13 protein-coding genes are annotated in these 13,975 nt (G+C 40.8%); 3 read left to right on the forward strand and 10 right to left on the reverse strand.

Annotated features, from left to right (window positions below; genetic code table 11):
- Nucleotides 1-2 precede the first annotated feature (2 nt).
- The 5 genes from RMO68_RS08460 to RMO68_RS08480 all read right to left on the reverse strand — a co-directional run bounded on the left by RMO68_RS08460 (nucleotide 3) and on the right by RMO68_RS08480 (nucleotide 3,589).
- Nucleotides 3-452: a response regulator gene (locus RMO68_RS08460; protein ID WP_310440293.1), complete on the reverse strand. Its 450-nt coding sequence runs from the start codon at nucleotides 450-452 to the stop codon at nucleotides 3-5.
- Nucleotides 445-942, reverse strand: coding sequence for a chemotaxis protein CheX (locus RMO68_RS08465; RefSeq protein ID WP_310440294.1), 498 nt, complete (start codon nucleotides 940-942; stop codon nucleotides 445-447). Before RMO68_RS08465 ends, RMO68_RS08460 begins: the two co-directional genes overlap by 8 nt.
- Complete coding sequence (locus tag RMO68_RS08470) at nucleotides 942-3,086, reverse strand: ATP-binding protein (RefSeq protein ID WP_310440295.1); 2,145 nt, start codon at nucleotides 3,084-3,086, stop codon at nucleotides 942-944. The genes RMO68_RS08465 and RMO68_RS08470 overlap by 1 nt, the downstream gene beginning before the upstream one ends.
- A 65-nt stretch (nucleotides 3,087-3,151) precedes the next feature.
- Nucleotides 3,152-3,364, reverse strand: coding sequence for a hypothetical protein (locus tag RMO68_RS08475; RefSeq protein ID WP_310440296.1), 213 nt, complete (start codon nucleotides 3,362-3,364; stop codon nucleotides 3,152-3,154).
- A gap of 3 nt (nucleotides 3,365-3,367) precedes the next feature.
- Nucleotides 3,368-3,589 carry a hypothetical protein gene (locus tag RMO68_RS08480; RefSeq protein WP_310440297.1) on the reverse strand — a complete coding sequence of 74 codons (222 nt, stop codon included), beginning with the start codon at nucleotides 3,587-3,589 and terminating at the stop codon, nucleotides 3,368-3,370.
- Nucleotides 3,590-3,689: 100 nt separating this feature from the next.
- On the opposite strand from RMO68_RS08480, the gene RMO68_RS08485 reads away from it, so the two are divergent.
- The 3 genes from RMO68_RS08485 (at nucleotide 3,690) to RMO68_RS08495 (ending at nucleotide 8,844) form a co-directional block, all read left to right on the forward strand.
- The gene (locus RMO68_RS08485) at nucleotides 3,690-5,261 is read left to right on the forward strand and encodes a putative bifunctional diguanylate cyclase/phosphodiesterase (protein ID WP_310440298.1); all 1,572 of its coding nucleotides are present in this window, start codon (nucleotides 3,690-3,692) and stop codon (nucleotides 5,259-5,261) included.
- Between the two features lie 62 nt (nucleotides 5,262-5,323).
- Nucleotides 5,324-7,999: an EAL domain-containing protein gene (locus RMO68_RS08490; RefSeq protein ID WP_310440299.1), complete on the forward strand. Its 2,676-nt coding sequence runs from the start codon at nucleotides 5,324-5,326 to the stop codon at nucleotides 7,997-7,999.
- Nucleotides 8,000-8,070: 71 nt separating this feature from the next.
- Entirely contained in the window at nucleotides 8,071-8,844 is a 774-nt protein-coding gene (locus RMO68_RS08495; protein WP_310440300.1) for a GGDEF domain-containing protein, read from the forward strand.
- Here RMO68_RS08495 and RMO68_RS08500 read toward each other — a convergent pair whose 3' ends face one another.
- The 5 genes from RMO68_RS08500 to nifH form a co-directional block, all read right to left on the reverse strand.
- Nucleotides 8,845-9,033, reverse strand: coding sequence for a hypothetical protein (locus tag RMO68_RS08500; protein ID WP_310440301.1), 189 nt, complete (start codon nucleotides 9,031-9,033; stop codon nucleotides 8,845-8,847).
- Between the two features lie 116 nt (nucleotides 9,034-9,149).
- Entirely contained in the window at nucleotides 9,150-10,694 is a 1,545-nt protein-coding gene (nifK, locus tag RMO68_RS08505) for a nitrogenase molybdenum-iron protein subunit beta (protein WP_310440302.1), read from the reverse strand.
- Between the two features lie 4 nt (nucleotides 10,695-10,698).
- A complete protein-coding gene (gene nifD, locus RMO68_RS08510) occupies nucleotides 10,699-12,168 on the reverse strand; it encodes a nitrogenase molybdenum-iron protein alpha chain (RefSeq protein ID WP_310440303.1) in 1,470 nt (489 codons plus the stop codon).
- A 14-nt stretch (nucleotides 12,169-12,182) separates the two neighbouring features.
- Nucleotides 12,183-12,542, reverse strand: coding sequence for a hypothetical protein (locus RMO68_RS08515; RefSeq protein WP_310440304.1), 360 nt, complete (start codon nucleotides 12,540-12,542; stop codon nucleotides 12,183-12,185).
- Between the two features lie 109 nt (nucleotides 12,543-12,651).
- On the reverse strand, nucleotides 12,652-13,569 hold the full coding sequence (nifH, locus tag RMO68_RS08520) for a nitrogenase iron protein (RefSeq protein WP_310440305.1): 918 nt from the start codon (nucleotides 13,567-13,569) through the stop codon (nucleotides 12,652-12,654).
- Nucleotides 13,570-13,975 lie beyond the last annotated feature (406 nt).

Genomic DNA, 13,975 nt, shown 5'->3' on the forward strand with positions numbered 1-13,975 from the left:
TCTTAGGATATATCTTCGATTTCAGGTATGTGAATATCCTCATTTTCTAAAAGGGCTTCTTCTTTTCTGGCCAATGTCGTTTCATCGATTATATGTGGAAATATTTTCCGAATCGAATCGCGAAGCTTCATAATATTGATCGGTTTCAAAAGATAACCGCTCGCACCGGAACGGATAGCCGTAATCACCATATCCTCTTGCCCATGGGACGTCACCATAATAATTTTAGCCTCTTTATCAATCTTTCTTAACTCTTTTACCGCAGCTATACCATCCATCTCCGGCATTGTGATATCCATGGTCACTAAATCGGGTTTCAATCGCATATACAGCGTAATCGCTTCCAATCCGTCTTTAGCTTCACCGACGACTCTATGTCCTAGTGATTCTATGATTTTTGTAATATTTCGTCTCATGATCAACGAATCATCGACAACAAGAATATTAAGCATGCCATTCTCCCTCAGCGGTACCTATGACATTTAGCTCTACATTTCCGTAAGGGGTTGAGAGAAATGCGGTGATAATACCGGCACCGTTTGTTTTTAAAATTGATTTTGCATTCTCAATAGTCACAGGTGGGGTAATGGTCACACCCTTTCCTCGATTAGGAAAATCAACAACGGCATGTCCAATGATCATATTAGCAATCTCCGCGGCCGCACTTTCTCGTAATTCAACAAACTCATCGTTCTTTATTTCCCCATACGCTAAAGCTTTGGTCAAATTATCAAGCAAAAGATCATCATACGTTGCATAGAACAAAAGATTGATCGTTCCGCCGACACCGATTGTCGTTGTATATTTTTTGAGTTCGATTTTATGGACGGACCGATATTCCCCGTCAAACGATGTTTGTATATGTAACTCATTATTTAGCAAGAGCTCTACACGATATACGATTGCTTTTAAAACTTCTTTTAATACGTCAATATTTTCCATTATACCCCTTTCAATACTGATTGCTTAGGGATAAAAAATATAAATCGGCTCCCCTGCCCCTGCTGGGAAATAACATGATATTTTCCTCCGAGTTTTAAGAGTTCGGAACGTACCGATGCCAATCCCACACCTCTGCCCGAGAGATCATTCACCTCCTCTTTGGTGGAGAGATAGTCTTCAAACAATAATTCGATTACGGACTCTTCATCTTCAAGCTCTGAGGAGGTGCGAAAACCTCCGGAAAGGGCTCTTTGTTTTAGTTTCTCTTTATCGATTCCGCGACCGTCATCCGCAATCTCAATAATTATTGTCTCTTCAGTATGGGTGATAGAGAGGAGGATTCTCCCCTGTTCCTCTTTCCCCTGTTGCACTCTCTCTTCGGCACTTTCAATGCCGTGATCCACACTGTTACGAATCACATGAATCAATGATTTTGCAAAACCTCTAAAAGCATCACCCATCATGAGACTTGTCTCATCATGTATCTCCATCGGATACAAAGATTTTTCCAAACGTTCACCGATTTGCTCCACATATTTAGGAAGTGAGCTAAAAAAGTCGCTGATTGATTTATATTTTAGCGTTTGAAGTACATCCAACAATTCAATCAAATCATGGCACTCCTCAGGCTGTGCCTCAACCATTTCGGTTATTTTGTTTTGTAACCGTTCAAAAGTGAGATCATCAAGGATTATCGTCGATTTTTTCTCCATAAAATCATCACCGAGCGTATTGCGCAACACTTCAATGTCTTTTTCTAGCCACAACTCAAAATCAATTTTGTTCATCATCGATTGGATCGTATCATTTGAAACTGATCCCTCTTGTAGCCATAAAGAGAGTCGGGATTCAACTTTATGAAGCCCTTTCGGAGTTGTGATGAAATCTTTTTGGGAAAACAACCCTTTAAAAGTATGAATAATACGATAAATTGCAGTGAGATTTTCCAGAGGTGTTTGGTTAACGTCCACCAACTCGCCACGATTCTCCAAAAAGTGTCGGTAATCGTCCAAGAGTTCAAAAAACTCATCACTACCACTAATAACGGAAACAATCATTTTGAGCGTATTACGTTCTCTTTCAATATTTTTTTCCAAATTTTTCTTATCGGTAACATCCGTAAGGATCATCATAAACCGCTGCGCCTCTATCTGTTTATAAACTACATCGATTGCTTTGTGCTGAAGGACGAACTCATGCTGAAGCAAAGAGATAATGGCATCAATTTTTACTTCATCCTCTTCTTCGAAAATCGCTCGAAGTGTCTCTTCAAAAAATTCCTGTTTCTGAATATCTTCCGGATATAAAAGAGCAGCGATAGGTTCCCCTTCAATCCTATCACCAAAGATTTCAATACATTTTTGAGAATACTCATTTTCCACTCTCAAGGAGGTAGAAAACGTCAAAAACCCCTGATTAGCATTATTGAGTAAACGTGAAATAGCCCTAGAGCGTTCTTGTAAATCGACTGTCCGTTCATTCACTTGGCGACTAAGCTCTTTTTGAATGGTTTTATTATGCATTCGATACGCAATGAAAAAGGGGATTAAAATGAATATGTAAAACAATGCTTCCCATAGAGAACGCGTTAAAAGGGCATCTAATTGTGCATCTATGTTACTGATCTCAATATCTGCCGCCGTGATGTAAACTCGCCCGCTCGGTGAGACATGAGGCAAAAATACCGATCTGAAATGTCCCCACTGATCTTTTGTTTCATCAAACTGTATTTCTCCGGATCGAAATACTTTAAATAATATCGGGGAGGCATCCTCATATTCATCGAAATAGTAGCTAATGTCTTCCCCGCTTTTGAGTTCTTCGGGAGTTGCACTGCTGGAAGTAAAATAGATTTTTTCATCTTGCAGAACAAACGAATAGACATATTTAACATTTACACTTTGTGAAAACCGCGATAAGAGAAGACGATTTTTAAGATCTTCATCAGCAGAGATTGATCCCGCTTTCGTAGCGGGAGTATGCAAAGAGGAAGGGAGAAGTTGATCGGTTACACTCGCACATTGAATCAGTCGCTGATCAATATGGGCTATAAGCTCTGAACGCTGCTGCGTGTACTCATATCCGATGTAAGTAATTAGTGCCATCAGATAAAAAGCTACCGCACTGTAATAGTATTTTTTCATCCTTGACAATACCTTAGTTCAAACAAAATTGTTTTATTCTACTCGATATTGTCTTTTATGAAACTTCAATAGCTCCCTTCACCGACGGTAATAACAAAATTTTCATCGACTTCTACAACTCCGAAAGAATGCTGTCCGCAAAAGCTCTCATTCAACTCCTGCGCCCATGCACGGGCAATGCGCATCGCATTTTCTTTATCATCAAACGTTTTAATTTGTGGCATCCCTTTACGAATAGCACATTTGCATAATCTTTCAACAACAACATGATGTTCCATGATTTACCCTTTACAGCCGCATCCGCCGACCATTCCTATAACAAAATTATCCCCTACTTCTACCAGTTGAAATTCGTGTTTACCGCAAAAATGCCCTTGCATGTACGCCAATTGTGTTTGAGCCGCTTCGTGCGCAACCTCTTTGGCATCGTAGGTAGTGATTTGAGCCATCTCCTCTTTTTTTGCGCAACTGCAGAGTTTTTCAATAACGACATGATGTTCCATAAAGAAATCCTTTATTTGAGATAATAATCTCTCTGCATATGACATTCCACCTTGATGGTGCTATAATCCTATATACGTGAAAAATCAACAAAGGAGCGCAATGAAGAGCGGTGATCCCCAAAGTCTCAAGAATGCCATTGTTATCTCTCTTTTTTACCTTATATTCGGTGTATTATGGATCTATTTATCGGATACTTTTGTTGAATTAATGAGCAAAACCAGTCAAGAGATGAGTCTGTTGCAAACGTATAAAGGGTGGTTTTTCATTAGTATAACCACGCTCTTTTTATTTATCCTAAGCTACCGATTTCTACATGCACGATTTGTCGAATATACACAACAGCTCAATGATCGAAAGAAGATCGAACAAACCCTCAGAGAAGCGAAAGAACGATTTGATCATTTAGCCCATATTGATGTCCTTACCGGACTTCCAAACCGCTTAAGTTTGAGTGAATTTTTAACATCCAAAAGTCTAAAAAGTGCTCCGTTCACCCTCTTTTTTATCGACTTGGACGGATTTAAAGAGATTAATGACGCATACGGGCACCGATTCGGTGATGAGCTTCTGATCCGTGTAACCCAAATTTTAAAAGAAGTATTCCCCGCTGAATCGTATATTGTTCGTACCGGTGGAGATGAATTTGCAATCATCCTTGAGGTTGCCCAAGAAAACAGTGCTATTGAATCTTGTATGACACAGTTGCATGACTTCTTTAACGCACCTATTCTTATCAATACGATTGATGTTTACATCACTGCCAGTATCGGTATTGCAATCTATCCGAAAGATGCAGACAATACCGAAGAACTTCTCCAAAAAGCCGATGCGGCTATGTACCGTGCCAAAAATATGGGACGGAATACTTACAGTTATTACAATTCAGGTTTGACACAGGAGGTACTGGAGAGGACGACCCTCGCCTCAAATCTCAAAAAAGCGATAGCCAATCACGAGCTTTTACTCCATTATCAGCCTCAAATCGATCCAAATTCAGAAAAAATGACAGGGGTTGAAGCACTTTTACGCTGGCCTACACCTGAGGGGATGATCCCACCCTCCCTCTTTATACCTATTGCGGAAGAGCGCGGATTAATCGTTGAGTTGGGATCATTTGTGTTGGAAGAAGGTTTTCGAATGGCAAAAAAATGGTCTCAAGAGGGGAGATTAACCAGACGTATAGCTATCAATGTTTCAGCTAAACAGCTTATCCACCCACATTTTTTAGCCAAACTCGAAGAACTCTTACAGAAAACAAAGTGCGATCCGGCTTGGATCGAGATTGAAATTACCGAGAGTTCCATTCTCGAATATCCTGAAAAAGTGATTGCGCTACTTGGAATGATCAAAGAGAAAGGGTTTAAGATTTCAATCGATGATTTCGGAACCGGATACTCATCTTTATCGTATCTAAAAAACTTACCGGTAGATAAGCTGAAAATTGATATTTCCTTTGTACGAAATATCACCGATCATCCTAAAAATCAAACCATTGTCAAAACGATTATCGCGCTGGCGAAAGGGTTAGGAATGACGACCATAGCCGAAGGGGTAGAAACCGCTGAAGAGCTCCGCTTTATGTGCGAGAACGGTATTGATGCCATTCAGGGCTATTACTATCATAAACCGATGAACAGCGCTTCACTGATAAGTATAATTGATAAAAACTAAAATAAATACTACTAATTCTAAATTTACATGTTACAATAAGCCTACGAAGTGAGGTAGTACATATGCGCTTTATTCTACTGATGATGATCAGTTTAACCCTGTTATTTGCATCTGATACACTACCTCGAAAAACAATACATATCGGTATTTTATCTTTTCGCCCTATTCCTGATAATCAACGTATATGGCTCCCGCTTGAACAACATCTGCATTCCTTTGCTCCTCAATTTGACTTTAATATTACCTCTTATACGCAAGCTGATCTCGAAAAACATATTTCCGAAGAAAAAATCGATTTTGCCGTACTCCATCCTGACGCACTCGTCGCCATGGAGGTGAAGTACGGTGTTTCAAATATTGCGTCAGTGGTACGATTATCCACAACAACCAAAGAACCGCTGACCCAGTACGGAGGGGTGATCGCCGTTTTATCGTCGCGAAGTGATATTCGTACACTCCAAGACGCTAAAGGAAAAACAATCGCGACCAGTCATTCGAACGGATTCGCGGTAATGGTAGGTCAACAAGAGGTTTTTTCCAAAGTCGGTATCGATATCCTAAGAGATTGCCGGATGATTTATACCGGTCAGCCAATGGATAAAGTACTCAAAGCATTGCGTTCTCATAAAGCCGATGTCGGCTTTTTCAGAACAGGGTATATCGAAGAGATGCTTGCAAACGGAAAACTCAAGTCGGGAGAGTTAACCATTATCAATTCCCGTAAACATGATCACTTTCCGTATTGGCATTCAACGGATCTTTACCCGGAGTGGGGAGTTATCGCAACTTCAAAACCTAGTCCTGAGATTGTAAAGAGTATGATTGCCGCCCTCTACAGCATCCATATTCCCAATAATCCTGAGTACACGGCATTCAATACCCCAAACTCCTACAAATCTGTCCGTCTTATCATGCAAAAGCACCATGCCTACCCATTTGATCGTATCACTTTCAATTACAGGGATATTATCCATGAATATGCCCTCCATCTCATTTTACTTTTTAGTGCTATCATCCTTGCCGGAACTTCTTTTACCTTTTACTATATCCTCTCATCACGCCGAAATGCAGAACATACCCGTGAGCTGGAGACCATTTTATCTACCGCAAGCGATGGAATACATGTCCACGATCTTGATGGGAATCTCTATCAGTTTAGCGACTCATTTGCCTCCATGCTGGGATATACCCGAGAGGAAATGGAACAATTATCTTTATACGATTGGGATCACCATTTCACTCCCGAATATATTCGTAAAGTGATGAATAATCTTGTGGATGAAGTCATCACATTTGAGACCAAACATACCCGAAAAGACGGTTCAATCATCGATGTCGAAATCAATGCTCGAGGACTTTTTTTAAACAAAGTCCGCTACATTTACGCCTCCTCGCGTGATATTACGGAACGAAAACACGCTGAAGAAAAAATTCTCGAATCAAAACTACTTTTCGACCGTTTGGCACATCATGATCCTTTAACGGAGTTACCGAATCGTCTCAGCCTTATCGAGACGTTGATTATTAAAACCGATAAAATGGAAGAACACCCTTTTGCCCTCTTTTATGTTGATTTAGACGGCTTTAAAGAGATTAATGACTCTTATGGTCATCGTTTCGGAGACAAGCTCCTGATTCATGTTGCACTACTGCTTGAAAAAATTTTTCCGAAAGACTCTTTTATCGTCCGTACGGGAGGGGATGAGTTTGTCATACTCTTAAGCTGTCAAAAAGATCAAAACCTCATTCATCAGACAATGCAAATGATGGTCGATATTCTTAATCACCCTATTAATATCGATGACATTGATGTTTACATCACCGCCAGTGTCGGCATCGCGATGTATCCAAATGATGCGAAGACAACCGAAGAGCTACTACAACATGCCGATGCCGCAATGTATAATGCAAAGAAAATGGGGAAAAACACCTACAGCTTTTACCATACCGATTTAACTGAAAAAGCACTCCAACGTACTACGATTGCCACAAATCTAAAAAAAGCGCTCCATAACAGCGAACTGACCCTCTATTTTCAACCTCAAATCAATCCTCAAGATAACTCCATTATCGGTGCTGAAGCCCTTTTACGATGGTTTACACCTGAAGGTTCCATTCCCCCTTTCACATTTATCCCCATTGCAGAAGAAACGGGTCTTATTCTCGATATCGGTAAATGGGTTTTAGAGGAGAGTTTTTTAACGGCAAAAAAATGGAATGAGTCTTATGGATTTCAAGGACGAATAGCGGTCAATGTATCGGCACGCCAGCTTATTCATCCGGACTTTTTAATGGTAACAAGAGAATTAATCGAAAAAACCAAATGCAATCCCTCTTTAATCGAGTTAGAGATCACTGAAAGTTCCATTCTTGAAAACCCTCAACGGATTATTCAACTTCTAAAAGTGTTAAAAGAGGATGGATTTCATCTCTCTATCGATGATTTCGGAACGGGCTATTCCTCACTCTCCTATCTTAAAAATCTCCCTATCGACAAACTCAAAATTGATATCTCCTTTGTTCGTAATATAACGATGGAACCTAAGAATCAAACTATTGTCAAAACGATTATTGCATTAGCAAACGGATTAGGGATGGAAGTGCTTGCCGAAGGGGTAGAAACGGCTGAAGAGCTGCAATTTTTGTGTCTAAGTCATATTGACTCGATACAAGGTTATTACTATCATAAGCCAATGAGTACCGAGAATATCGAGTTATTGTTTACCGCAGGTAATTAACCCGAATTTCTGTATAGGGTTGAATAGTGCTATAATACAAAAATAAAAAATAATTATAGGTTTGGTTCAAAATGGGTGATTTATTTCAAGAACATGTAAGTATCACCAATGAAGTCAAAGTTAAAATAGAAAAATTAAAAGTCGTATTTCCTGCAGATTACAGTCGCTTTTATACCGAAGCGGCTCAAACTCATAATATTGAACTCAAACCGAATGAAGTACTCAGTTCTGAAATGCTTGATGAAAAAATGGTACGTCATCTTATCACCCTTTCCAAATGCACCGACGATGCGATCAATGCCATCGAAACCGAAGACAAACAAGCTTTACAAACGATACTTCTCCGAACCGTAGCACTGCAAGAAGAGATTCATGAACTCCAAAAGATCGTCTACGAAGACGGTTTGACAAAAAGTTACAACCGAAAATGGTTTGACGATACTATCCGCGATGTCGACCATATCTCTATCCGTGACAACGGAACTCTCGTGATGGTCGATCTCAACAAATTTAAAATTATTAATGATACCTACGGGCATATTGTCGGAGACAAAGTACTTATTCATATTGCCACCAAGTTAAAAGAGAGCGGTGGACGTGTCGTCCGTTACGGTGGGGATGAATTTATGATCATTTTTGATGAAAAAGTTTCACAAAATGAGATTAAAGCCAAAATGGAAAACATATTGTCCTATTGCAATAAGACCCATTTTAAAGTTGAGAAGAGTGAATTTAAAATCAATTTCGCCTATGGAATGGCTCCGTTCACTCACGGTACGGATATTCACGCTATTATTGAAATAGCGGATAAAGCCATGTACAAAAACAAGCATCTAGCCGATTAATTAGGAAAGCGGTGTCGTCTGCACCACAAAATAAAGCTCATCTTTGAGCGTATTAAGACTTTTAATAACATTATTGCGGCGCGGTTCATCAAGATCAAAGTGTTGTTCGATTGAATCATAAATTCGATCAATACTGGCGTAGATTTCAACCATCAGTTCTGCTTTGATTTTATCGTGAACGCCTGCCATAAATTATCCTATTTGTTTGACTAAATCTTTCGTAAAAAACTCAACCAAAAAAATCTCCCCAAAGGGAGAAAATGACGAGAAACAATGAAGTTTGCCCCCGAGTGGAGGCGATATCCTTAGCGGACGAGGTCGAAGAAATAGTCGGTTGTTGCGATACCTTTAGTATCTTCATCCAATTGGTCAAGAACTTTGTTCGTGATCCAAGTAAGAAGGTTCAACGCTCCATCATATCCGCTGATAGAGTAACGGTGTAAGTGATGACGGTCGAAGATTGGGAATCCGATGTAGATCAACGGAGTACCAGTGTCGCGCATCAATTCTTTACCGTAGCTGTTACCGATCATGAAATCAACCGGCTCAGTGAAGAGGAGTGAACGCATAGCCCACAAATCTTTTCCAGCCCATACATGAAGGCTATCTTTTGCCGGAGAAGTATCGAGCATTGCTCTCATTTCAGCTTCCCAGCCGTTCGGTGCATTGTGGCAAAGAACGTGAGTCGGCTCAGCACCCATCTCAAGAAGGAATGATACTGCACCGATTAGGAAGTCAGGATCTCCCCAGATAGCGAATTTTTTACCGTGCATGTACGGATAGCTATCTTGCATAGCGTCAACAAGACGGCCGCGCTCTACTTTGAGTTTTTGTGGTACTTCTGTACCAGTAAGCTCTGCGAGTTTCATTACGAACTCATCCGTCCCTTTAAGACCGATCGGGTTAGAGAATCCACCAGCATGTTTCCAACGTTTTTCGACCATTTTCATGGTTTTAGACGTTGCGTATTTTTGCAATGAGATCGTTGCACTTGAATTGATACAATCTTTTGCATCATCCAATTTTGTTCCGCCTGAGAACATTTCGTAGTTACCTGCAGGCATATCCCATTGATCAGAGTGGTCGCCCAACATGATATAGTCTGTGCCGAATGCTTCTACGATGCTTTTGACTGAACGGAGGCTTCCGATATACGTTTCAAAACCAGGAATGATGTTGATACGTTTTTTCGTTTCACCTTGTTGACCTTCGGTCAATTGAGACATGATACCGTGCATCATGTTGTCATACCCAGTGATATGGCTTCCTACGAATGAAGGAGTGTGCGCATACGGTACCGGATATTCCATCGGCAAGAATTCTCCGCCGTCTTCTTCTTTTGCTGCAAGGATAAATGCTTGCAAGTCATCCCCGATAACTTCCGCCATACAAGTGGTAGAAACCGCGATCATTTTAGGTTTATAAACTGCCGCACAGTTTTTAAGACCCTCTTTCATATTTACCAATCCACCGAATACCGCAGCATCTTCAGTCATAGAATCCGATACACATGGAGTCGGCTCTTTGAAGTGTTTGGTAAAGTATGAACGAAAATACGCTACACATCCATGAGAACCATGAACGTAAGGCATAGTACCTTCAAATCCGAGTGCAACCATGACAGCCCCGAGAGGTTGACATGCTTTAGCAGGATTGACGGTGATCGCTTCACGAGCAAGGTTTTTCTCACGGTAATCCCATGTTTTAGTCCACTCAGCGATTTCATCTACTTTCGCAGGATTAATTGCGAGCATAGAAGATTCGAATTGTTTTTTGTTTGCGAGTACGTCTTTGTACTCAGGGCGTTTAAACAGGTCTTTCCCGTTTACGATTTTTTCTACTTCTTGCATCGTCTCAACCTTCCTTTTCCCATGGTGCTTTTGAGTGCGCCCATACCGGTGAATTAATTGCTAAATCCATATCTTGTGCGAAAATCGCGAATCCGTCGTACCCGTGGTAAGGTCCGCTGTAATCCCATGAGTGCATTTGACGATATGGGAGACCCATTTTTTGGAATACGTACTTCTCTTTGATCCCTGAAGCTACAAGGTCAGGTTGAAGTTTTTTAACGAATGCTTCAAGCTCATACTCGTTAACGTCATCGTAGATAACGGTTGAACGGAAAATCTCTTCTTTAGTACGTTTGTAGTCGTCATCATGAGCGAACTCATAACCGGTTCCGATTACTTCCATACCCAAATCTTCGTAAGCACCGATAACGTGACGAGGACGGAGACCGCCGACGAACAACATAACCGTTTTACCTTCAAGACGAGGTTTATATTTTGCGATAACCGCATCGATCATCGGTTGGTATTTCGCGATCACTTCTTCACATTTCGCTTGGATGCTCTCATCAAAGAACGACGCGATTTTGCGAAGTGATTTAATCGTTTGGCTCGGTCCGAAGAAGTTATACTCGATCCAAGGAATCCCGAACTCTTTTTCCATATGACGGCTGATATAGTTCATTGAACGGTAGCAGTGAAGCAAGTTCAATTTAACTTTTGGTGTTAATGCCATCTCTTTCATCGTCGCGTCACCTGACCATTGAGCCACAACACGAAGACCCATTTCTTCAAGAAGAATACGGCTTGACCATGTGTCACCACCGATGTTGTAGTCTCCGATGATCGCTACGTCATATTCCGTCGGTGTAACATCGCTGATGTCGATGTGACTAAGATCACCCTCGAAAATATAGTCACGAACCGTGTCGTTTGCGATGTGGTGACCGAGTGATTGAGAAACCCCACGGAAACCTTCACAGTTTACAGGAACGATTGTTTTTTCGATCTCTTTTGCTTTGGTTTTAGCCACTGCAGCGATATCATCCCCGATCAAACCGATCGGACACTCGGATTGAACCGTGATACCGTTATTCAATGGGAAAAGGTTATTGATTTCATCAATAGCGATACCCAATTTTTTATCTCCACCGAAAACGATGTTGTTTTCTTGGAAATCCGTACTAAAGTTCATCGTAACGAACGTATCAACACCAGTTACACCGATGTAATAGTTACGACGACCAGCACGGCTATATTGACCACATCCGATAGGACCGTGAGAAATATGGATCATGTCTTTGACCGGACCCCATACAACCCCTTTAGACCCTGCATAAGCACATCCGCGTTGACTCATGACACCCGGAACGGTTTTTTTGTTTGAGCGGACATCACCGCAGGTTTTTTGATTTTCATCATTGGGAGTTCCGACACCGAGATGTTTTTCACGGTTTTTCGCCGCTTTCTCAGGATATGCTTTTAAGATCTCTTCAATGGCCGCTTTTTGTTTAGCTTCTAGTGTTTCTGGACCCATAATACACCCCTTCCTTACGCGACTTCGATACGGAATTGTTCCATCGAATCAAGGTTGTGACACAATTTCATTGTTTCATCATCCGCTGCATCTAAACGTTTAGAAATCGCAGACATTTGATAACGGTTCATGTAGATCATATATTTTTGAGCACGGTCAGGGTTCTCTTCTTTGAAGTAATGAACCATAGCTTTGAACAAAAATGTATTTTTGTTGGTGTAGCTCAACCACTCTTTATCTTTATCTTTAGTACCCATCAAAAGTTTGATCTCTTTAACGTCGCTTACATCGACATCACCCAATTTTTCAACTACTTTTTCGTCTGGAATAATATTCCCCATATCTGCCGGGAAGTGAAAACCTAATACAAACATCTAATCTCCTTTTTCTGTTCTTTTCTTTTCATTATTAACAAGATGTTAAAATCATAGAAATCTATGACAGCCATTGAAGATTCCTCAAAAGAGGAATCGTCGGGGTTACTTACGCTTCGTGCGCCGCTTTACCGACTTGAGACTCATCTACTTCGTCTTCTAGACCGAATGCAAGGAGCAAGTCTTCAAGCTCATCCATACTGATTGGAGTAGGGATAATTTTCATATCGTTATAAACGATTTTACGAGCAAGCTCTTTGTATTCGCGAGCTTGGTCAGAGTATGGGCTGTATTCAACAACCGTCATACGACGTAGTTCAGCATGTTGAACGATGTTGTTACGTGGTACGAAGTGGATCAATTGAGTACCAAGACGTTGAGCAAGCTCTAGTGCCAAATCGTACTCTTTATCTGTCATACGTGCATTACAAATAAGACCTGCAAGACGTACTCCACCGGTGTTCGCGTATTTCAAAATCCCTTTAGAGATGTTGTTAGCCGCGTACATCGCCATCATTTCACCTGACATTACGATGTAAATTTCTTGTGCTTTACCTTCACGAATCGGCATAGCGAATCCACCACAAACAACGTCACCAAGAACGTCATAAGAAACGAAATCTAAACCTTCTTCATCGTAAGCACCCTCTTCTTCGAGGAAGTTAATCGCAGTAATAACACCACGACCTGCACAACCTACTCCTGGCTCTGGTCCGCCTGATTCAGTACAATTGATCCAACCGCCCGGAGTTTCTTTGTCAAAAAGACCTTTTCCCCAAAGACGAGCTTGTTCCATCTCAACATCTTCAATAGTTCCCATTTCTGCTGCAAGAGAAAGAATAGTATCTTGTGCTTTCTCATGAAGAATCAAACGAGTTGAATCCGCTTTTGGATCACATCCGACGATCATAATATTTTTATCGAAATAGTGTGACATTGCTGCCAATGTATTTTGAGATGTAGTAGATTTACCGATCCCACCTTTTCCGTAGAACGCGATTTGTCGCAAGCTAGCTGCTCCAGCCATGTTATCCCCTTATTTTTGAACTTCACTTAGGTTGATGCAAGGGATGTTCTATGGTTTTTTACGACATTTACTGAAAGAGCGCGACAAAATAGGTTTTTAATGACAAATTTGTAGGAATAGGTTTTGCAGGGTTTGAAAACCTCTATTTTTTACTATTTTGTGTAAACAAATAATATTCTCCTCCATTATCCCAAATCTTTATAAGAAAGGACTATCTTTAAATCTTTTTTATAGATTGAGAGCTATACTACTGGATATTAATGCTACTAAGTATCAATAAAAAGGATAAAGATAATGAAAAAAACACTACTACTGAGTATGGCTGCGGTGGTTGCGATGAGTGCATCGAGTATCGATGAGGCGTTCGTAGCGGGAAAAGCGAGCGGTGTGATTCGAGCGGCATACG

It is taken from the genome of Sulfuricurvum sp. (genome assembly GCF_031427015.1).
GTDB lineage: Bacteria > Campylobacterota > Campylobacteria > Campylobacterales > Sulfurimonadaceae > Sulfuricurvum.